Below are 20,479 nucleotides of genomic sequence, written 5' to 3' on the forward strand. Positions count from 1 at the left end.
GGAGGTGCGATGTACGACGTGATCGTCGTCGGCAGCGGCGCGGCGGGCATGACAGCCGCGCTCTGCACCGCTCAACACGGCCTGCGCACCCTGGTCGTCGAGAAGGCCGAGCACTTCGGCGGCTCGACCGCACGGTCCGGCGGCGGCATCTGGGTCCCGAACAACGCGGTGCTCGCCGCCAACGGCGTACCCGACTCACCGGAGCGGGCGAGCACCTACCTGGCGCACATCGCCGGGGACGTGCCAGCAGACCTGCGCGAGGCGTTCCTCGACGCGGGACCGGCGATGCTCGCGTTCGTCTGCGCCCACACACCGCTCGAGTTCCGCTGGGTCCGCGACTACGCCGACTACTACCCGGAAGCGCCCGGCGGCCAGCCGCGCGGCCGGTCGGTCGAACCGCTGCCGTTCAACACCAAGCTCCTCGGCGAGGAGCTCAAGGACCTCGAACCGCCGTACGTGCCGACACCGGCGGGCATCGTGATCACCCAGACCGACTACCGCTGGCTGACGTTGATCGGCAGGCACCCGCGCGGCCTGGTCACCGCCGCGAAGGTGTTCGCCCGCCGGTTCCTGCCGGGCAGGCGGCTCAGCATGGGCCAGGCGCTGGCAGCAGGACTGCGAGCCGGGCTCAAGGCCCTGAACGTCGAGGTCAGGCTCAACACGGCGATGACCGACCTGCACTACGAGAACGGCGAGGTCGCCGGGATCACGGTCGGCGACAAGCTGATCCTGGCGAAGAACGTCGTGCTGGCCGCGGGCGGGTTCGAGCGCAACGAACGCCTGCGCAAACAGCACCAGGACATCGGTGCGGAGTGGACGGTCGGCGCCGAGGCCAACACCGGTGACGGCATCGAGGCCGGCATCAGGGCGGGCGCGGCGGTGGGCCTGATGGACGACGCGTGGTGGGGCCCGTCGGTCCCGTTGCCGCGCGGCCCGTACTTCCTGCTCGCCGAACGGTCCCTCCCCGGTTGTCTTCTGGTCGACAAGACCGGCCGCAGGTTCGTCAACGAGGCCGCGCCCTACATCGACGTGGTCAACGCGATGACCGGCGACACCTGGCTCGTCTTCGACCACACCTACCGCAGCCGCTACCCGTTCTGCGGCCTCCCGCCGCGCCGCCCGCTCCCCCGGCGCTGGCGCGACGCCGTGATCACCGCTCCCAGCCTCGAAGAACTCGCCCAAGAGGCCGATCTCCCCGAGCTCCTCGACACCGTCCGGCGGTTCAACACGCTCGCCTACGACGGCAAGGACTCCGACTTCCGCCGCGGCGACAGCGCGTACGACCGCTACTACGGCGACCCCCGCAACCACCCGAACCCCAACCTCGCGCCGCTCACGACCGGGCCGTTCCACGCGGTCAAGATCGTGCCCGGCGACCTCGGCACCAAGGGCGGTCTGCGCACCGACACCCGTGCGCGGGTGTTGCGCGAGGACGGTTCGGTGATCGAGGGCCTGTACGCGGCGGGCAACACCAGCGCGTCCGTCATGGGACACACCTACGCGGGCGCGGGCGCCACCCTCGGACCGGCGATGACGTTCGGTTATCTCGCCGGCCTCGACATCTCTGGAGGAACGCGATGACGCAGGACACCGTGCGGACGATCGACTCCGGCGCACCTCCGGCGCGGTTCGCACGCGGCTGGCACTGCCTCGGCCTGGCCGAGAGCTTCCGCGACGGCGAACCCCACGCCGTGGAGGCGTTCGGCACCAAGCTCGTCGTGTTCGCGAGCGAGGACGGCAAGATCAACGTGCTCGACGGGTACTGCCGGCACATGGGCGGCGACCTCACCCAGGGCACGGTCAAGGGCAACAACATCGCCTGCCCGTTCCACGACTGGCGCTGGGCGGGCAACGGCAGGTGCGTCGACATCCCTTACGCCAAAAGGGTTCCGTTGCGGGCCCGCACCCGGTCGTGGATCACGCTGGAGGAGAACAAGCAGCTCTTCGTGTGGAACGACCCGCAGGGCAACCCGCCGCCGGAGCACGTGACGATCCCGCGCATCGAGGCCGCGTTCAGCAACGAGTGGAGCAACTGGACGTGGGACTCGGTGGTGATCGACAACGCGAACTGCCGCGAGATCATCGACAACGTCGTGGACATGGCCCACTTCTTCTACATCCACTTCGCGTTCCCGACGTACTTCAAGAACGTGATGGAAGGCCACGTCGCGTCGCAGTACCTCACCACGCGCGGACGCCCGGACGTGGCGATGGGCTCGAACTACACCGGTGACGTGGAAGTCCGGTCGGAGGCCTCGTACTACGGGCCGTCCTACATGATCGACTACCTGTGGAACGACTACAAGGGCATCGAGATCGAGACGGTGCTGATCAACTGCCACTACCCGATCTCGCCGACGTCGTTCAAGCTCCAGTGGGGCGCGATCGTGAAGAAGCTGCCGGGTGTCGACGACGTGCACGCGGACAAGATCGCGGCCAAGTTCGCACGCGGCATCGGCGTCGGGTTCCTGCAGGACGTGGAGATCTGGCAGAACAAGACGCGCATCGACAACCCGTTGCTGTGCGAGGAGGACGGGCCGGTCTACCAGCTGCGGCGCTGGTACGAGCAGTTCTACGTCGACGTCGAGGACGTCACCGACGACATGGTGCGGCGCTTCGAGTTCGAGGTCGACACCTCGCGGGCGGTCGAGGTCTGGGAGAAGGAGGTCGCCGAGAACCTCGCCAGGAAACAACCGGCACCTCAGGAGCAGGCGACGTGAACGAGCGCGACGAGTTCCTGGTCGGCGGGATGGTGCCGGTCCGGTGCGACTGCGGCAACCGGGTGCTGGTGAAGAAGAACAGCCCGCAGCACACCAGCGTGCAGTGGCTGTCCGACACCCGCGACTGCCCGGAGATCTGCGGGCCCAGGTCCGCTTTCGTGCCGACCTGCCTGCGGCTGCGGGACAGCATCGAGAAGGCGGTTCGCGAGGGAACGCTGGAGGTCGCCGATGGCTGAGGTGCACCGGCTGCGGGTCGACGCCGTGATCGAGGAGACCGCCGACGCGCGCTCCTTCGTGTTGTCCGGGGCGGACTTCGCGGTGAAGCCCGGCCAGTTCCTGACCGTGCGGGCGGGTGACGTCGCGCGCTGCTACTCCCTGTCCAGCGCGCCGGGTGAGCCGTTGAAGATCACGGTCAAGCGCACGCCGGACGGGTACGGCTCGGTGTGGATGTGCTCGTCGGTCGAGGTGGGCGCGGAGCTGGACGTGCTGGCTCCGGCCGGGGTGTTCACACCGTCGTCGCTGGACTCCTCGTTGCTCGCGTTCGCGGCGGGCAGCGGGATCACGCCGGTGATGTCGATCATCCGGGCGGTGCTCGGACAGGGCTCCGGCCGCGTTTTCCTCGTGTACGCCAACCGCGACGAGGCGTCGGTGATCTTCGCTCGCGAGCTCGACGAACTGGCTCGTGCGCATCCGGACCGGCTGACCGTCGTGCACTGGCTGGAGTCGGTGCAGGGGCTGCCGCACGTGGCGGGGTTGCGGGCGTTCGTCCGGACCTGCGACGAGGCGTTCGTGTGCGGGCCCGCGCCGTTCATGGAGGCTGCGCGCAAGGCGCTGCACGACGTTGCGGTCGTGCACGTCGAGAAATTCGTGTCCCTGTCCAGCGATCCGTTCTCCGAGGTCGTGGCGGTGGCGGACGACCGGCCGGACGCCGTGGTCGAGGTCTCGCTGGACGGTGAGCACCACCGATTTCCGTGGCCCGCGCGGCAGAAGCTGCTCGACCTGTTGCTGGAGAAGGGACTCGACGCGCCGTACTCGTGCCGTGAGGGTGCGTGCAGCGCGTGCGCGTGCCGGCTCGTCGACGGCGAGGTCAAGATGCTCAACAACGACGTGCTCGACCCCGAGGACATCGCCGACGGCATCGTGCTGGCGTGCCAGTCGGTTCCGGTCACCGACACCGTGAAGATCACCTACGAGTGAGGGGCGCCTGATGCCGATCGACGTGGCTGTGGCCGTGGGGGCCGAACTCCCCGAGATCAAGTTCGCCTGGACGCAGTCCGACGTGCTGCTCTACCACCTGGCGCTGGGTGCGACGGAACTTCGTTACGTCTACGAGCAGGGGTTGCGGGTGCTGCCGACGTTCGGCGTCGTCGCGCCTCGGTTCCACGAGACCGCTCCCCCAGTCGTGTCGTTCCCCGGTGTCGACATCGACCTGGCGCGGGTGCTGCACGGGACGCAGGAGATCACCGTGCACGGTCCGCTGCCGTCCGAGGGCGAGGCGGTGCTGCGGACGCGGATCGCGGACGTGTGGGACAAGGGGAAAGCGGCGGTCATCGTGCAGGAGTCGACAGCCGTGACGCCGGACGGGACCGCCCTGTACACGACCCGGTCCAGCATCTTCGCGCGTGGCGAGGGCGGGTTCGGTGGCGACCGCGGGCCTTCCGGCAAGGTCGAGGCGCCTTCTCGTGAGCCCGACTTCGTGATCGAGACGCCGACGTTGCCCCAGCAGGCCTACCTCTACCGGTTGTGCGGTGACCGGAACCCGCTGCACGCCGATCCGGAGTTCGCCCGGCTCGCCGGGTTCGACCAGCCGATCCTGCACGGCCTGTGCACGTACGGCGTGGTGTGCAAGGCGGTGATCGACGCGGTGCTCGACGGGCCGGAACAGGTGCTGTCGTTCGGCGCGAAGTTCGCGGGCGTGGTCTACCCCGGCGAGACGCTGACGACTCGGGTCTGGAGGGACGGTCCGCGGCTCGTGCTCACGACCTCGGCCGGGGACCGTCCCGTGCTCGCTGATGCCGTGCTCACCCTTCACTGCGGGTGAATGTTCGTGCCCACCTACTCGCCATGGCTGAGCTGGATCGAGTCCGAGTTCGCCGCGCTGCGCCACTCCTTCCCAGGCGGCACCGACCCCGCAGCCACATCGAGCAGAACGCCGCGATCGCCGCCTACATCCGCTGACACAACACCCGAGCCGTGCCCAAGACCAGATTCGCCGCTGACTCACCGATCCGAACCTGGTCCCACTACCCGGCCAAGGCGGCGTGGCACACCGCTAGCCACAATGGACCGTCCTTGCTGAGTCCATCAACAGCAAGGTTGCTGCCCTTCGCCGGCGGTCAGCGTGACCTCCCAACCGTCGTACTTCGCGTCCGAATCTACGCAGCGACGTGCCAGTAGCCGTCACCGGTCACCTCTTCGAAGAGATGAGTTACTGCAACCGGTGTCAACAGGCTCCGGCCAGCTCGTCCGGCCAGTGCACGCTGCCCGGACAAGTGATCAGCTCGCTTCGCGTCCATCAGCAGAGACCAGCCACAGTGTGAACCACCACAAGCGCCCCTTGATCGCGCACTACAGATGCGAACGGTCGAATTGTCTGCTCAGCGTTGCGAGCAGAGCCACTAGTCCGCGCAAAAAAATAGGTCCGGTAGCTCTACTTCGATACAGGCGCTAGAACGGTGGCGGGTCGCCGAGTACCGGTTCGGGGTGGCGTTCGTAAGTTTTTCCGGCAGGGCTGCGGAAGCAGAACCTGCCAGGTTTCGGCTGGCTGACCTGCCAGGCCGTGCGGTGCTTCACGCGGTGGTGTCTGCGACAGAACGCGCCCAGGTTCGCCGCCGTGGTCGACCCGCGTGGGAACGGGACCGTGTGGTCCAGATCCGACTCGTGTGACGGGCGCATGCAACCTGGGAAGCGGAAAGTCCGGTCCCGCGTCCAGACGAAGCGGCGCAACGCCGCGGGTGGGCGGTACGTGGTGGCGCCGAACTCCAGAGCCTCGCCGGTGACCGGATGGGTCAGCAGCCGCCGCCACGTCGCGTCCCAGGCCAGCTCACGAGCCAGCTCAGCGGTGATCGGGCCATAGCCCGCAAGTTCACCGGGCTGCGCGGACAAGCCCATCAGAGTCGCCGCCGAGACCGTCACGTACAGCTCGACCTTGACCGCGCTGGTCTTGTCGGGCGTGGCGAGCAGCAGGTCAGCGAACACGTCCGCACGAACCTGATCCAGCGTGCGCGGATCGGACGGCGTATGGGCCTGACGCGCGATCGCATCGACCCGCGCCGAGCACGCGGCGGCCAGATGCGCGGGCAGGAAAGCCCAGATCCTGGCCATGTCGTCCTCGAGCGAGTCCAGACCGGTGCAGCGCTGTTTCTTGCGTTCTTCGGCCCGTTCCTGGTGGCCTTCCGGGTCGACCTTCATCACCACACGACGGGTCAGCTGACGCATCTGCGCACCCGTCTGGCCCGCAGCCTTGGCCAGCACCCGTTCTTCCACCTCGGCGGCCAACTCAGCCGACAGCGGCATCGTCTTCTCGTGCAGCACGCGAGCCTTGTAGAGGTCGATCTCCCCCTTCTCCAGGGCGTTCAGCGTCTGCGGCAGCTTGGACGCGAGGTCCAGGGCCAGGGTGATCTGGTCGGTGGTCCAGCGCGACGTCCAGCGCATCGCCGCCGCGATCTCGGCGTCGAAGAACTCCTCGCCCTCACACGCGATCGCGTAGTCCGCGAGCACACGCAACGACTGCGCCTGATGATAGGCAATCTGTTTGTGGTGATAATCGAGAGCATCGAGGACCTCGACCGTTTCCATGCCCACAATTTTATTCGTGATCAAAAACCGCAAAGGGGGCTCAGGGCCTCACGATCGAGTGAAAATGCGGCCAAAGCAACGAAACCCTAGCTTTCCATCCTCACGATCTGGCGCAGCAGCACGATTCCTGCCGTCCCCAGGACAGGCGGGAAGTCGCAGCCGCAGTGGCCACCGGACCTCGGATGCGAACTCCTGCCCGCAACCTCGCTGGCCAACAGGAACAGGGACGGACAGGACTTTGAGGACTGGACCCGCGTGGTGGATGAAGGGCCATCACAGGAAGTCACGAGTCAGCCGCACGGGCAACATCTCGTCGTAGGTCACCGGTTCGGTCCCGCCGGTATCGGCGATCTCGTGGACGGTGGTGCCCGGCAGGATCGGCGAGTGCGTTAGTGATCACGACCTGGCAGCCCAGTTCAGCGAGTTCGACAAGCCGGGCGAAGCCACTTTCCGTCTCCCGTGTCACGAACTGGAACTCTGGAGCAGAGTCCCGACAACGCCGTGATGCTGCCGGAGTTCCTCCTGGGCGGCGTTGCCGGGACAAACGCAGGCGACGCGGATGATCACTCTGTCACGGGTGCTCAGCCTCGCATAGCCCACTGCTGGTTCGTGCCGCCGTGGCAGTCCCAGAGGATCAGCTTCGTACCGTTGGCGGTGCCGCCTGCGTTGGCGTCCAGGCACCGGCCTGACTGCACGCCGGAGATGGTGCCGTTCGAGTTGACGTTCCACTGCTGGTTCGCACCGCCGTGGCAGTCCCAGATGATCACCTGGGTGCCGTTGGTGGTGCCCTGACCGTTGGCGTCGAGGCACTTGTTGCCGAAGACCTGCAGCCTCTTGTCCGCCGTGTAGGTGAAGCGCTGCCGGTCGGCGCTCTGGCAGTCCAGCAGTTGCACCTGGGTGCCGTTGGTGCCGGCCGGTGCGTCGACACACCGGCTGGACTGGCTGCCGACGATCTGCACGCCCGGCTGCGGGTTGCCGCCGGACGGCGCGTAACCGGCCGCGGTGATGTTGGCCTGCACGGCGTCCTCGGTCGCGTTCGTCGGGTAGCCGGAGGTGAGCACGCCCTCGAAGAACGTGCCGGCGCCGGTGACGCTGTTGTCACCGCCGATGCCGAGGAGGATCGCCCCCTGCTTCTTCATCGGGTGGTAGCCCTTGGGACGCGGACCGTCGAACATGGTCGACAGGCCGCCCGACTGCGCGTTGCCGCCGCGGATCGCCCAGTGGTTCGGCTCGCCCTTGACGATCGCCGTCACGAACCGGTGGTTGATCGTCGGGTTCCTGTTGTAGCCGGCGTTCACGCCGGAGAACAGGCCCCACTCCAGATCTGCCATGATCCACGGGCCGGGACCGTCGCCGTAGCCCCACTGCTTGCTGGATCCGAAGTAGACGGTCTCCATGATGGCGGGGCTGTCGGCGGTGTTGGTCGTCTGCGCGTTGCCGTAGTCGAAGCAGCACCACTGGTTGTAGTGCTGACCGTCGACGACGGCGTAGATGCCTTCCGGCTGGTCGCCGGTCGCGACGCCGTTCGTCTTGTTGTTGCGGTAGCCGGTGCCCGGCGTGATGCGGACGCCGTAGGCCTTCTGGCCGCCGACGGTGACCGGCGCGGCCTTCGCGTCGGCGAGCTTGTCCCATCCGCCGGGCTCGGGGCCGGGGAAGCCACCGGGTGGCGCCTGGGTGAGGTGGTTGCCGCGGCCCGACTGGTCGTAGATGATGCTGATGAGGCAGGTCGCGGTGGCGCAGAACGCGTCCTGGACGGCGCTGTCGGCGACACCGCCCGCGCTGAGCACACCGATGTCCCGCGTGGTGTTGTCCGACCTCCTGACCTGGTAAAGCGGACCGTTGTAGTTGCCGTACAACGCTCTCGTGGTGCTGTGCGCGGCCACACAGGGTGTGCCACCGGTGGCGTAGATGTCGCACGGACCGGATGCCGCCGCACGTGCGCTCGGCTCTTCAGGAAGAGCGATGCCGGAGGCGGCGAGCGCGAGTGACGCCGCAACGACGACGGTGAAGCGGCTTGATCGACCTTTCATGCCTGTCGATGCCTTCCGTGGGGTGCCCCGGGTCGAACCGGTTCGTCAAGACCCGAAGGCTAGGGCTGAGTACCGTCAACTGCACAACATCCCGCAGTTGACGGTGCTCAGCAAGACATCCACGTCGAACGAAGGCGCCTGTGGTCGAACCGGTTCGATTATCGGGCCAGCACCAGGCCGCTGGTTGGGACGCCGGTGCCCGCGGTGACCAGGACGTGCTCGACGTTCGCCACCTGGTTCACCGCGGTGCCGCGCACCTGACGCACACCCTCGGCGATGCCGTTCATGCCGTGCAGGTAGGCCTCGCCGAGCTGGCCGCCGTGCGGGTTGAGCGGCAGCGACCCGTCCAGCTCCAACGCTCCTGACGCCACGAAGTCCTTGGCCTCACCCTTGCCGCAGAAGCCCAGTTCCTCCAACTGGACCAGCACGAACGGCGTGAAGTGGTCGTAGAGCACGGCGACGTCCACATCGGACGGACCGACGCCGGACCTCTCCCACAGGCCGCGCGCCACCACGCCCATCTCCGGCAGCCCGGTCAGGTCGTCGCGGTAGTAGCTCGTCATCGTGAACTGGTCGACGCTGCTGCCCTGGGTGGCGGCCTTGACGTGCGCGGGGGTGTTGGGCAGGTCGCGGGCGCGTTCTTGGGACGTGACCACGAGTGCCACACCCCCGTCGGTCTCCTGGCAGCAGTCGAGCAGGTGGAGCGGTTCGGCGATCCACCGGGAGTTCTGGTGGTCCTCGAGGGTGATCGGCCGGTTGTGGAACCACGCGTGCGGGTTCGTGGCGGCGTGCTTGCGGTCGATCACGGCGATCCGGCCGAAGTCCTCGCTCGTGGCCCCGTACTCGTGCATGTACCGGCGGGCGAACATGGCGACCATCGCGGCCGGTGTGCCCAGCCCCATCGGGTACGACCAGCTGTTGTCGATGTTGGCCGCGGCCGCGGTCTGCACCTGGCCGAACCGGTGGCCGGAACGTTCGTTGAACGCCCGATAGCAGACGACGACCTTCGCCGCGCCGGTCTCGACGGCCATCGCGGCCTGCTGCACCGTCGCGCACGCCGCCCCGCCGCCGTAGTGGACGCGGCTGAAGAACGTCAGCTCCGGGATGCCGAGCTCCCGCGCCACCGCGATCTCGGCGTTGGTGTCCATGGTGAAGCTGACCAGACCGTCCACATCGGACGGTGTGAGCCCCGCGTCGTCGAGCGCCGCCCTGACGGCCTCGGCCGCCAGCTGGAGCTCGCTGCGGCCGGAGTCCTTGGAGAAGTCGGTCGCGCCGATTCCGACGATCGCGGCGTTCACGCGGGCACCTCGATCTTCACGGTTCCGGTGACGTGGTCGCCGTGAGCGGTCCTGCCGACCACCTCGATGGTCAGGTCCTGCTGCTCGCGTTCGACCACCTGGCCGAAGAACTTCAACGTGTCGTAGGCGAAACACGGCGCGCCCAGCCTGATGTTCACCTGACGCACCAACGCCTCCGGGCCCGCCCAGTCCGTGACGTAGCGCTGAACCAGCCCGGTCGTGGTGAGGATGTTGATGAAGATGTCCTTCGACCCGCGCTGGATCGCGAGGTCGCGGTCGTGGTGCACGTCCTGGAAGTCGCGCGTGGCGATCGCCGTGCTGATCACGAACGTGGGCGTGGCCTCGACGTGCCACTCGGGCAGCGAATCACCGATCCGCACAGGTCCTCCAGCTCGGCATCGTCAGGTCGTCGTCGACCTTGGTGAACACGACCTCGACGCGTTGCCCGATGCTCGGCTCACCGTCGAGCTCGCCCAGCATCCGCACGCCCTCGTCGAGCTCGACCAGGGCGATGACGAACGGGGTCTGCTTGCCCGGCACCTGCGGGTGGTGGTGCACGACGTAGCTGTAGATCACGCCGCGACCGTCCGAGACGAGGTACTTCGGTTTGGTGGCACCGCATTCCGGGCACATCGGGCCGGGTGGGTGGCGCAGGAGGCCACAGCCGCCGCACCGCTGGATGCGGAGTTCGTTGTTCCGGCAGCCTTCCCAGAAGTACTCGGTGTCGCGGTTGACGGAAGGCCGGATGGTTTGTGGCTTCGCGGCTTGCGGTTGAGGTGCGGGTTTCTCGGCGGGCCTGAACTTCAGCACCCGGAACCGCATCTCCGCCACCGGTTCGTCGCCGACGTACCAGGTGCTCCTGGTGGTCACGAACCAGCCTTCGCCCAGCCCGGTCCTCTTCGGCCCGGTCACGTCCTCCAGCGTCGACGTCACCGACAGGTGCTCGCCGATCTTGAGGTACCGGTGGTAGGTCTGGTCGCTGTTGGTCGCGACCACCGACGTGTACCCGGCCTCGTCGAGGATCGCCATCATCGCGCCCAGCGGGTCGTCCGCGCTGCGCTGGCCGTGCAGGCCGCCCATCGTCCACACCTGGACCATCGCGGGCGGCGCGACCTCGGTGTAGCCGGGGTGCTGGTCGCCGATCGCCTCCAGCCAGTTGTTGATCATCGGCAGGTTGACCGGGTCGCGCGCGAGCCGTGGGGCCGACTCGCCCCGTTCGGCGATGCGCGCTGCCTCTTTCTCGATGTCGATCATCGCACCACCCGTGGCAGACCGAGCCCGATGTTCGCGATCAGCTCGCGCTGGATCTCGTTCACTCCCCCGCCGAACGTCAGCACGAGGTTGCGCCGTGCCTGCACGTCCAGCCACCGGACGAGCTCCGCGTCGGCGCCGTGGCGTCCGACCAGCTCCTCCAGCACCCTGCCGACGCGTTGCGTGCGGTCGGCGGCGAACACCTTGGTGGCGCTGGCGTCCGCCACTTCGACGTCACCCGAAGCGACCTGCCAGTTGAGCAGCTCGTTCACGCGATGGACCGCTTTCGCCTCGGCCAGCGCCCGTCGCACGTCCGGCTCGTCGAGCAACTTCCGTTCGGCGGCCCAGCCGTGGACCCGTTCGATCAGCACGCCGATCCGCCCGGACGGGCCGAGCATGACGCGTTCGTGGTTGAGCTGAGTGGTGATCAGCCGCCAGCCCTTGTTCTCCTCGCCGACGCGCATGCCTTCGGGCACATGGACGTCGTTGTAGTAGGTGGCGTTGACGTGGTGCGCGCCGTCGCACGTGATGATGGGCGTCCACGAGTAGCCGGGATCCTTCGTGTCCACGATCAGGATCGTGATGCCCTTGTGCCGCGAGTCCGGCGTGCCGGTGCGGCAGGCCAGCCACACGTAGTCGGCGTCGTGCCCGCCCGTCGTGAACGTCTTCTGGCCGTTGACGACGTAGTGATCACCTTCCCGGACGGCCTTGGAGCGCAACGAGGCCAGGTCGGTGCCCGCGTCCGGCTCGGTGTAGCCGATGGCGAAGTGGAGGTCGCCCGCGAGGATGCGCGGCAGGAAGAAGTCCTTCTGCTCCTGGGTTCCGAACGCCTGCAACGTCGGTCCGACCGTCTGCAGCGTCACGTACGGCAGCGGGACGTCCGCGCGCGCCGCCTCGTTGACGAAGATCTGCTGTTCGACCGGCCCGAACCCCTTGCCGCCGTACTCCTGCGGCCAGCCGACGCCGAGTCGTCCGTCGCGGCCGAGCCTGCGCACGAGCTCCCGGTAGGTCGTGCCGTGCCGTTCGGTCAGCATCGCCTCGCGTTCCGCGTCGGACACGAGGTTCGCGAAGTACTCGCGCAGCTCGTCCCGCAGCCTGCGCTGCTCGGCGGTGAGGTCAATGAACATCGATGGCCCCCAAGCGGTGCTCCACTCCGCCGACGAACCGCGTCAGCTCCTTGGCCATGCCGTAGTACCGGTGCATCGGGTAGGTGATGTCGAGGCCGAGTCCGCCGTGCAGGTGGTGGCACGTGTGGACGGCGGGCAGCGCCTCGGCCGCGAGCCAGTAGGCCGCGGTGTCGAGGTCGTTGTCGTCGAGGCTCCAGCAGGCCGCCAGGGTGGCGAGGTGCAGGGTGCGGGAGGCGATGTAGACGTCGGCGACCTGGGACGCCGCCGCCTGGAACGTCGCCAGCGGTTTGCCGAACTGGTGGCGGGTGCCGACGTGCCGCACGGTGAGGTCGAGCGCGCCGGCGAGGACACCGTCCGCGACCGCGCAGGCCCCGGCGAGGGCGAACCGGCGCAGGTCAGCGGCCGAGCCTTTCAGCTCTTCACCGCGAGCGCCTTCGAAACGCACTGTCCCGTCCTGTGTGGACACACCTGGTTGTGCGGGATCGACGACGAAAACTCCACTGTCGGTGCTGACGAGAATTCGTCGCGCTTCGCCCGCGTGCGGCACGTTGATCTTCACGCCGGTGATCCCGTCCGGCCCGGCCGTGGTACTCGGGGTGGCCGGTAGCGGTGCCGACGGTTCGCTCAGCGCCGCTGTCAGCACGGCGTGCTGTTCGGTCACCAGTGGCAGCAAGGCGTCCTGCTGCTCCGGAGTCCCGTGCTGGACGATCGGCAGCACGCCCAGCGCGAGTGTCGCCAGCGCCGGAACGTCTGCCGCGCGCCTGCCGACCTCGGTGAGCAGGACGGCCGTCTCCAGCACGCCGAGCCCGTCACCACCAAGTCGTTCCGGAACGGCGAGGGACAGCAATCCCGCTTCCCCCAAGGCCTTCCAGGGGGTGTCGCTCTCCCTGCCCAGCACGTCGGCCGCCAGCCGGGCGATCTCCCGCTGGGTGTCGTCGAGCTCGAAATCCATCAAGACTCCCTGGGTAGACCGAGAATCCGTTCTCCAGCAAGGTTCATCAACACCTGTGTCGTCCCTCCCGCGATGCTCAGGCACCGCGTCAGCAGGAACTCGTGGACCAGCTCGCCGTCGACGGCGGCGTCCGGACCCAGCAGCTCCACGGCGAACTCGGCGACGTCCTGCCGGTGCCGCACCCCGACGAGCTTGCGCACGCTGGACTCCGCGCCGGGCTCCTGCCCGCTCAGCACCCGCAGGTTCGCCCGCAGGTCCAGCACCGACACCGCGAGACCTTCCGCGACGAGCGCGCCGAGCCGTTCCGCGTGATCCGCGGCGGCCGGAGTTTTCAGAACCTGTTCCAGCGCCTCACCCAGCGACGAACCACGGCCCATCGCCACGCGCTCGTTGGCGAGCGTCGTGCGGGCGAGCCGCCAGCCGTCGTTCACCTCGCCGACCACGCAGTCGTCCGGCACGAAAACGTCGTCCAGGAAGACCTCGTTGAACCGCGCGTCGCCGGTGATCTCCCGCAACGGCCGCACGTCGACGCCCTGCGACCGCATGTCGACGAGGAAGTACGTGATGCCCTTGTGCTTGGGCACCGAGGAGTCCGTGCGGGCCAGGCAGATCGCCCAGTCGGCCTGGTGCGCGAGCGACGTCCACACCTTCTGGCCGGTGAGCCGCCAGCCGCCGTCGACCTCGAGAGCCTTGGTGCGCAACGAGGCGAGGTCCGAACCGGCCTCCGGTTCGCTGAACAGCTGGCACCAGGTGATCTCGCCGCTCAGCGTCGGCCGGACGAACCGTTCCTGCTGCTCGGCGGTGCCGTGGCGCAGGATCGTCGGCCCCGCCCAGCCCCCGATGATCAGGTCAGGCCTGCGGACACCGGCGCGGGCGAACTCGTCGTCGATCACCATCTGCCGTGCCGGTCCGGCGTCCTGCCCGTACGGCCGGGGCCAGTGCGGCACGAGAAAACCGCTGTCCGCCAGCCGTTCCCGTTGCGCGGCGGGGTCCAGCGCGGCGATCTCCTCCGCGAACGCCCGCACCTCGGGATCGGACTCGACCTGGACGGCGTGGGACCGACGTGCCCCGGCCAGCGCCAGCTCGGCGACCCGCCGGCGCCACCGCGCGACACCGCCCGCGAGCTGTTGCAACGCCAGCGCCCGGCGCAGGTAGCGGTGCGCGTCGTGTTCCCAGGTGAAGCCGATGCCGCCCAGCACCTGGATGCAGTCCTTGGCGTTGCGCACGGCCGCGTCGAACGCCACGGCGGCCGCCACCGCCGCCGCCAGCGGGTGCTCGTCCTCGCCGACGGAACTGGCCGCGTCCCACGCGACCGAGCTCGCCTGCTCCGCGCGGCACAGCATCTCCACGCACAGGTGCTTCACGGCCTGGAACGACCCGATGACACGCCCGAACTGCTGACGTTGTTTCGCGTACTCGACGGCGGTGTTCAGGCACCACGCCGCCACCCCGCTCGCCTCGGCCGCCATCAGCGTCACCGCGAGGTCGGTCGGGTCCGCGACCTCGACACCGGGCTCGCTCGCCACCACCGAACCGAGCGAACGAGACAGGTCCACGGACTGCAGCTCGGTCACCTGACCAGCGGGAAAGAGCCGCCACGAGTCCGTTTTGACCAGCACGTGCGTCGCCTCCGCCGCGCCCACCACGTGCTCCGGCGAGAACCCGAACCCCGCGACCCCGTCGAAGTCCGGGACCAGCACCGACACCAGTGCCGTGGGCAGCAACGGCCCCGGCACGAGGTTCTCGGCGGCCCGCTCCAGCATCACCGCGAGATCGGCGACCGTGCCGCCCTCCCGCGTCACCTCGAAGAACCCGACCCGGACGAGATCAGCCCACTCGCCCTTGGCCGCGTCCACGCTGTCCCGCAACGCTCGTTGTTCCCCGGTCGTGGCGATCGGCATGCAGCCTCCTCCAATACGTGAAGGAGTTTATAGAACGTGTTCTAATTCGAGCAACAGATCATGGCTGGGAAACCGATCTAGTACGATGAGGGGGCAGCTGCAACACGTTCCAGGAGGATCATCTCCGTGTCACCTTCGAAGTCGCGCACCGACGCACTCATGGCGGGCGAGGAGCTCAGCTCCGTCGCCCAGCGCGAGCGTCGCAAGCGGATCGTCGACGCGACCATCGCGCTGGCGTCCAAGGGCGGGTTCGACGCCGTCCAGATGCGCGCGGTCGCGGACAGGGCGGACGTCGCGCTGGGCACGTTGTACCGCTACTTCCCGTCGAAGGTCCACCTGCTCGTGTCCAGCCTCGCCGTGGAGCTGGAGCGCGCGCAGGAGAAGATGGACCGCACCACCGTCCCCGGCGACAGCGCCTACGAGCGCGTGCTGTTCGTGCTCGGCCGCATCACCAGGGGCCTGCAGCGCAACCCGCACCTCACCGAGGCGATGACGCGTGCGTTCACCTTCGCCGACGCCTCCGCGGGCGCCGAGGTCGACCGCGTGGCGTGGCTCATGGAGAGCATGTTCACCAAGGCGATGAGCGAGGACGCGCCGACGGACGAGCAGAAGGCGATCGCGCGGGTGATCGGTGACGTGTGGCTGTCCAACCTGGTCGCGTGGGTTACGCGGCGGGCTACGGCGACCGATGTGGCGAACCGGCTCGAGCTGACGGTGCGGCTGCTGCTGAAGTGATCGGCGGCACGGGTCCACCTCGCCGCACAGGTCGTCCCGACCTCGCCGGTGCGCCCACTGCCCAACCGAGCAATACCCTGGGCAGGTGCAGCGGATCCGTGTGTTCCTGTCCTCCCCGGGGGACGTCGCTGACGAACGCGCGATCGCCCTGGAAGTGCTCGACCGGCTCCCGTACGAGCCGGCGTTGCGCGGACGAGTGGCGCTCGAAGTCGTCGCGTGGGACAAGCCCGGCGCCGGCGCCCCGATCCTCGCCACGCGCACCCCGCAGGCCTCGATCGACAGCGGTCTCCCGAGGCCACGGGACTGCGACGTGGTCGTGGTGCTGTTCTGGGCCAGGATGGGCACTCCGCTGCCGTTCCCCGACTACCAGCGGGCCGACGGTCAGCCGTACGCGTCGGGCACCGAGTGGGAGTTCGAGGACGGTGTCAGCGGCAGCGGCCAGGTGCTGCTCTACCGGCGCACGACCGAGGTGTCGATCAAACTCTCCGACCCGGAACGGGCCGAGAAGGAGCGCCAGTACGACCTCGTGCAGGACTTCTTCGCGCGGTTGAAGGACCCCGCGACCGGCGCGATCCTGCGGGGGCACAAGGAGTACACGGCTCCCGAGCACTTCCGCGACGAGCTCACCACCGACCTGCGCGAGGTGCTGCACCGGCTGGTCGTCGGCCCGGCCGGGAAGGACGCGGGGCCGCGGTGGCAGGGGTCGCCGTTTCCCGGGCTGCGGTCGTTCACGCCGAAGGACGCGCCGATCTACTTCGGACGCGGCCGCGAGACCGACGAACTGGTCAGCCGGGTCGACGCCAGCCGGTTCGTGGCGGTGGTCGGCGCCAGCGGTTCCGGCAAGTCCTCGCTGGTGGGCGCCGGGCTGATCCCGCGGCTGGCCGCGCGCGGGTGGACCGTGCCCGAGCACAACGGGAAGCAGTGGATCGGTCCGCGGTTCACACCCGGGGAGCTGGGCGACGACCCGTTCCTCGCGCTGGCCGCGAAGCTCGGCGGCATCCCGCGTGAGGTGGCGCGCGAGCTGAAGCGGGGTGATCTCGCCTCACACCTCGACGGAGAGACGCTGATCTTCGTCGACCAGTTCGAGGAGCTCTTCACGACCGTCGCGCCCGACCACGTCGAGCCGTTCGTGGCCCTGCTCGCGAACCCCGGGCCCGCCCACGTCGTGGCCACCGTCCGATCGGACTTCTACCACCGGTGCCTGGAGATCCCCGCGCTCGCGAAGCTGCTGGAGACCGGCCAGTTCCCGCTCTCGACCCCGACCGACACGCTGGTCGACATGATCACCAGACCCGCCGAGCGCGCCGGCCTGGAGTTCGACGAGGGACTGCCGGGCCGGATCCTGGACGACGCGGGCAAGCAACCCGGCACGCTCCCGCTGCTCGCCTACACGCTCGACGAGCTGCACCGCGTCTGCCCCGGCACGCTCACCCACAGCGCGTACGAACGGCTCGGCGGCGTGGCGGGCGCGATCGGCACCCGAGCCGAGGACGTGTTCCAGCGCAAGCTCGACGACGCCACCCGCGCCACCTTCGACGCCGTGTTCCGCGAGCTCGTCGACATCGACGAACACGGTCACGTCGCCAGGCGCCGCGCCCCACTGTCCACTGTGGTCACGGACCCGTACGCCGAGCGGCTCATCGACGTCTTCGTCGAAGCCAGGTTGCTGGTGCGCAGCGCGGACGCCGGCCAGGAACCGGTGGTGTCGGCGGCGCACGAGGCGTTGTTCGGCAGCTGGGGCCGCCTGCGTCAGTGGATCGAGCTGGCCCAGGACGACCTGGTCCTGCTGCGCCGGGTTCGTGCCGCCGCGCGGGAATGGGCCGAGGCCGGCCGTGCGGACGCCTACCTGTGGCAACACGAACGCCTCGAACCGGTGTACGAGATGATCGCCCGCCTGCAGCCGGCCCTCGATCCGGAGCTGGAGCAGTTCATCAGGCCGGAGCACGAACGTCTGCTGGCGGAGTTCACCTCACCCGCGCTGGAGGGCTACCGGCGGCAGAACATCGCCGACCGCCTCTGCGTCATCGGCGTGTACGTGGTGCCGGAACTGCTCGACGCCATGCTCACCGGCACACCGGCGGTGCGCACGGCCGCGGCGGCCGCCCTCGCGAGGCTCGCCCCGGCGTCGATCATCGGCCTGACCGAGGCGGCGGCACACCACCCCTCAGCCGACGTCCGGCTCGCCGCGCTGAGCGCGTTGCGGCAGACCACAGACCCCCAGGTCGTCCCCGCGCTCGGCCGCGCGTTGCACGACCCCGACGACCGAGTGCGCTCCCTCGCCAACGGCGGCCTGCGCGCCATCGGCGGTGCCGAGGCCCAGTCGATCCTCGCGGCCGCCGCGAGCGACGCCGACGTCGACATCCGCTGGCAGGCGATCGGCACGCTCGGCGCGTTCGGCGAGGCGGCGGTGAGCCCGTTGCTGCTCGCCATGCGCGACAACGACTTCCGCGTGCGCACCGACGCACTCCGCGCCCTGCAGGCGATCTGCGCCGACGCACCCGAACCGCTGATCAGCGCCCTGCACGACCAGAGCGCGAGCGTGCGGGCGGCGGCCACCGAGGTGCTGGGCACGCTGGACGAACGCGCGATCCCGGCGTTGCTGGCGGCGCGGTACGACCTGGACGCCGACGTGGCCTGGCGGGTGCGCGACGCGCTCGACACGTTGGGGCACACCGATCCCGTCGAAGAGTTGATCGGTCAGCTGCCGGACAGCGCCGACGCGTTGGTGCGACACGGTGAGGCTGCGGTGGCGCCGTTGCAGGCCGTCCTCACGTCGCCACGGCCCAGCGAAGGGCGGGTGGCCGCAGCACAGGTTCTGAGCAGGCTCGGCGAAGCGGGATCCCGAGCGTTGGTGGCCGCGTTGCACGACGAACGTCCACGGGTGTGGCTCAGGGCGATGGACGCCTTGGAAAGGTGGCCGGGGTCGTTCAACGACATCCTCGAACTCGAGGGACCGGCGCACGAGGCCGCGGTCGCCTTGCTGATGGAGGACTCAGCCGATCACGCCTTGTCGATGCTCCGGTACGCGGACCTGCCCACTCGCAGGGCGATGGCGGCCGCGTTCCAGGCCTGGCCTTCTCCCGCGGTGAACGCCGCCTTGGTGCAGCTGCTCAAGGACGAGGACGACGCTGTACGTCTTGTGGCCGCGCGCAGCATCGGGAAGATCGGCGCGGAGGTGTTGCCGTTGCTGGCTCCGCTGGTGAACGACCCGGACGTGCAGTACCCGCTGCAGCTGGCGCTGCGCTGGATCGGCGGCGATGCCGTGCCGTGGCTGCAGGATCTCGTCTCCCGGCCCGACCAGCGGGCACGAGAGCTGGCCGTCCGCGCCCTGTCCGAAATCGGCACACCGGCAGCCGTGTTCGGGCTGGCCGAACGCGGCGTCGACGTTCAGCCGAGGTAGTAGACCACCCGGAAGAACGACGATGCTCGCCCGACGGTGATGCCGCACTCTGCGACGATCTGGTTCGCGTCCCTGCTCTCGGCCGGGTTCGCGTCCTCGTCGCAGCGCACGGAGTAGGCCTCGGCCGCTGTCTCGCCCTCCAGCACGCCCGCCCGCCACAACAGTCCGAGAAACTCGTCCAGGGCACCTTCGATCCGCTGGAGCAGCCCTTCGTCGTGGGCGTTCTCGAAGATCACCCAACTGGTGCCCGAGACGATGTTGCGGCCGATGAAGTTCATCAGCCGCCGCCGGTTCAGCTGCCGCCACTCCGGCTCGCTCGACAGCGTGCGAGCACCCCACACCCGGATGCCGCTCGCCATGGAGACCAGGCAGTTGATTCCCCACGGCTGGAGGATGTCCTGCTCCATCTTCATGAGGTCCAGCTCCAGGCCGAGGACACCCCGGAGTTCGAGGTTCGCGGCCTGGCGGTGCGGCCCACGCAGCAGGTCCGACCGCGCGAAGGCACCCGCGACGTGACCGCACGGCGGCACGGACACCAGACCGGTGCGGTCGAAGACCCGCAGCCACGGGAAGTAGAGCGCCGCGAACTTCGAGTCGTAGCCGCGTTTGGTCCGCCAGTCCCTGACCTGCTCCGCGCCCAGCCCCGGCGGCGGGTCGAGGAGCGCGATGCGGTCGCCCATCAACTCGCAGTGCGCCATGAGGCCGATCCGCGCCTCGTGCGCCGACTCGTCGTCCTCGGGCAGGTCCGGCATGCACACCGTGGAGACGTCCTCGATGCGCTCCAGCATCGCGGAGGCCTCGTGGACGTCATCGGTCGGAATGATCCAGCACCCCGTGCCGCCGTTCTCGAAGAAGCCCTGCACGGCGCGCGGCATGTGCCTGTTCTCTTCGTAGAACTGGCGGACGTACGCGTCCCAGCTCGTCACGAACGCCGGTTCGGTGTGCTCCCCTCTGGACACACGGCCGATGAACGCGGCGACCGAGTGCTCCGCCAGCCACTTGGCGGGAATGCCCGGCTTCAACGGCCGCGACGGCTCGTAGGGACGGCGCAGCCGCGGACTCTTGAAGGAGTCCGCCTCCGTCTCTTCGACGTAGACGCCGGGACGCAGGTACAAGGGCACGCGCACATCGTGACAGCTCGGCGGCGCAAGCGTCATGATCTCGGGCGTGCGCGTGTTCCTCAGCCACCGGACCCAGAGCGAAGGGTCGTCCCGGGGAATGACACGCCGGTCACTCCAGCGAATGATGCGGGCGCGTCGTTCACCCG

At 68.9% G+C, this 20,479-nt stretch carries 16 protein-coding genes; 7 read left to right on the top strand and 9 right to left on the bottom strand.

Translation table 11 applies throughout. The features are described from left to right. Positions 1-9: 9 nt before the first annotated feature. The 5 genes from ACFOWZ_RS15760 to ACFOWZ_RS15780 are packed head-to-tail and all read left to right on the top strand — an operon-like array spanning position 10 to position 4,761. On the top strand, positions 10-1,581 hold the full coding sequence (locus ACFOWZ_RS15760) for an FAD-dependent oxidoreductase (protein WP_382373040.1): 1,572 nt from the start codon (positions 10-12) through the stop codon (positions 1,579-1,581). Next, the gene (locus ACFOWZ_RS15765) at positions 1,578-2,720 is read left to right on the top strand and encodes a Rieske 2Fe-2S domain-containing protein (protein WP_382373042.1); all 1,143 of its coding nucleotides are present in this window, start codon (positions 1,578-1,580) and stop codon (positions 2,718-2,720) included. Before ACFOWZ_RS15760 ends, ACFOWZ_RS15765 begins: the two co-directional genes overlap by 4 nt. Beyond that, positions 2,717-2,956, top strand: a complete 240-nt coding sequence (locus ACFOWZ_RS15770; RefSeq protein WP_030469794.1) for a hypothetical protein — start codon at positions 2,717-2,719, stop codon at positions 2,954-2,956. The genes ACFOWZ_RS15765 and ACFOWZ_RS15770 overlap by 4 nt, the downstream gene beginning before the upstream one ends. Continuing rightward, positions 2,949-3,917 (top strand): 2Fe-2S iron-sulfur cluster-binding protein, encoded by a 969-nt coding sequence (locus ACFOWZ_RS15775; RefSeq protein ID WP_382373044.1) that lies wholly within the window; start codon positions 2,949-2,951, stop codon positions 3,915-3,917. The genes ACFOWZ_RS15770 and ACFOWZ_RS15775 overlap by 8 nt, the downstream gene beginning before the upstream one ends. A 10-nt stretch (positions 3,918-3,927) precedes the next feature. Further along, positions 3,928-4,761, top strand: coding sequence for a MaoC/PaaZ C-terminal domain-containing protein (locus ACFOWZ_RS15780; protein ID WP_382373046.1), 834 nt, complete (start codon positions 3,928-3,930; stop codon positions 4,759-4,761). 626 nt (positions 4,762-5,387) lie between these two features. Here ACFOWZ_RS15780 and ACFOWZ_RS15785 read toward each other — a convergent pair. The 8 genes from ACFOWZ_RS15785 to ACFOWZ_RS15820 all read right to left on the bottom strand — a co-directional run bounded on the left by ACFOWZ_RS15785 (position 5,388) and on the right by ACFOWZ_RS15820 (position 15,077). Next, entirely contained in the window at positions 5,388-6,551 is a 1,164-nt protein-coding gene (locus ACFOWZ_RS15785) for an HNH endonuclease signature motif containing protein (RefSeq protein ID WP_382373048.1), read from the bottom strand. Between the two features lie 548 nt (positions 6,552-7,099). After that, entirely contained in the window at positions 7,100-8,548 is a 1,449-nt protein-coding gene (locus ACFOWZ_RS15790; protein ID WP_382373050.1) for an arabinofuranosidase catalytic domain-containing protein, read from the bottom strand. 158 nt (positions 8,549-8,706) lie between these two features. Further along, positions 8,707-9,846: a lipid-transfer protein gene (locus ACFOWZ_RS15795; RefSeq protein WP_382373052.1), complete on the bottom strand. Its 1,140-nt coding sequence runs from the start codon at positions 9,844-9,846 to the stop codon at positions 8,707-8,709. Beyond that, complete coding sequence (locus ACFOWZ_RS15800; RefSeq protein WP_382373054.1) at positions 9,843-10,226, bottom strand: MaoC family dehydratase; 384 nt, start codon at positions 10,224-10,226, stop codon at positions 9,843-9,845. Before ACFOWZ_RS15800 ends, ACFOWZ_RS15795 begins: the two co-directional genes overlap by 4 nt. Then, positions 10,213-11,097 carry a Zn-ribbon domain-containing OB-fold protein gene (locus ACFOWZ_RS15805; RefSeq protein WP_382373152.1) on the bottom strand — a complete coding sequence of 295 codons (885 nt, stop codon included), beginning with the start codon at positions 11,095-11,097 and terminating at the stop codon, positions 10,213-10,215. Before ACFOWZ_RS15805 ends, ACFOWZ_RS15800 begins: the two co-directional genes overlap by 14 nt. After that, complete coding sequence (locus tag ACFOWZ_RS15810; RefSeq protein WP_382373056.1) at positions 11,097-12,224, bottom strand: acyl-CoA dehydrogenase family protein; 1,128 nt, start codon at positions 12,222-12,224, stop codon at positions 11,097-11,099. Before ACFOWZ_RS15810 ends, ACFOWZ_RS15805 begins: the two co-directional genes overlap by 1 nt. Beyond that, positions 12,214-13,176 (bottom strand): acyl-CoA dehydrogenase family protein, encoded by a 963-nt coding sequence (locus ACFOWZ_RS15815; RefSeq protein ID WP_382373058.1) that lies wholly within the window; start codon positions 13,174-13,176, stop codon positions 12,214-12,216. The genes ACFOWZ_RS15810 and ACFOWZ_RS15815 overlap by 11 nt, the downstream gene beginning before the upstream one ends. Beyond that, positions 13,176-15,077, bottom strand: coding sequence for an acyl-CoA dehydrogenase family protein (locus ACFOWZ_RS15820; protein WP_382373060.1), 1,902 nt, complete (start codon positions 15,075-15,077; stop codon positions 13,176-13,178). The genes ACFOWZ_RS15815 and ACFOWZ_RS15820 overlap by 1 nt, the downstream gene beginning before the upstream one ends. A gap of 159 nt (positions 15,078-15,236) precedes the next feature. Here ACFOWZ_RS15820 and kstR point away from each other — a divergent pair, with 159 nt between their 5' ends. Further along, on the top strand, positions 15,237-15,812 hold the full coding sequence (kstR, locus tag ACFOWZ_RS15825; RefSeq protein ID WP_382373154.1) for a cholesterol catabolism transcriptional regulator KstR: 576 nt from the start codon (positions 15,237-15,239) through the stop codon (positions 15,810-15,812). A gap of 85 nt (positions 15,813-15,897) precedes the next feature. Beyond that, the gene (locus ACFOWZ_RS15830) at positions 15,898-19,212 is read left to right on the top strand and encodes an nSTAND1 domain-containing NTPase (RefSeq protein ID WP_382373062.1); all 3,315 of its coding nucleotides are present in this window, start codon (positions 15,898-15,900) and stop codon (positions 19,210-19,212) included. Here the strand turns inward: ACFOWZ_RS15830 and ACFOWZ_RS15835 are convergent. Then, complete coding sequence (locus tag ACFOWZ_RS15835) at positions 19,200-20,333, bottom strand: phage tail sheath family protein (RefSeq protein ID WP_382373064.1); 1,134 nt, start codon at positions 20,331-20,333, stop codon at positions 19,200-19,202. The two genes, ACFOWZ_RS15830 and ACFOWZ_RS15835, sit on opposite strands and share 13 nt — an antisense overlap. Positions 20,334-20,479 lie beyond the last annotated feature (146 nt).

The organism is Lentzea rhizosphaerae (genome assembly GCF_042649515.1).
In the GTDB taxonomy this organism is placed as follows: Bacteria; Actinomycetota; Actinomycetes; order Mycobacteriales; family Pseudonocardiaceae; genus Lentzea; species Lentzea aerocolonigenes.

Excerpts from the sequence above, each read along its gene's own strand:
- ACFOWZ_RS15790 (WP_382373050.1), bottom strand. The coding sequence starts at position 8,548 with ATGAAAGGTCGATCAAGCCGCTTCACCGTCGTCGTTGCGGCGTCACTC.
- ACFOWZ_RS15775 (WP_382373044.1), top strand. The coding sequence starts at position 2,949 with ATGGCTGAGGTGCACCGGCTGCGGGTCGACGCCGTGATCGAGGAGACC.
- ACFOWZ_RS15820 (WP_382373060.1), bottom strand. The coding sequence starts at position 15,077 with ATGCCGATCGCCACGACCGGGGAACAACGAGCGTTGCGGGACAGCGTG.
- ACFOWZ_RS15765 (WP_382373042.1), top strand. The coding sequence starts at position 1,578 with ATGACGCAGGACACCGTGCGGACGATCGACTCCGGCGCACCTCCGGCG.
- ACFOWZ_RS15780 (WP_382373046.1), top strand. The coding sequence starts at position 3,928 with ATGCCGATCGACGTGGCTGTGGCCGTGGGGGCCGAACTCCCCGAGATC.
- ACFOWZ_RS15760 (WP_382373040.1), top strand. The coding sequence starts at position 10 with ATGTACGACGTGATCGTCGTCGGCAGCGGCGCGGCGGGCATGACAGCC.
- kstR (WP_382373154.1), top strand. The coding sequence starts at position 15,237 with ATGGCGGGCGAGGAGCTCAGCTCCGTCGCCCAGCGCGAGCGTCGCAAG.
- ACFOWZ_RS15810 (WP_382373056.1), bottom strand. The coding sequence starts at position 12,224 with ATGTTCATTGACCTCACCGCCGAGCAGCGCAGGCTGCGGGACGAGCTG.
- ACFOWZ_RS15815 (WP_382373058.1), bottom strand. The coding sequence starts at position 13,176 with ATGGATTTCGAGCTCGACGACACCCAGCGGGAGATCGCCCGGCTGGCG.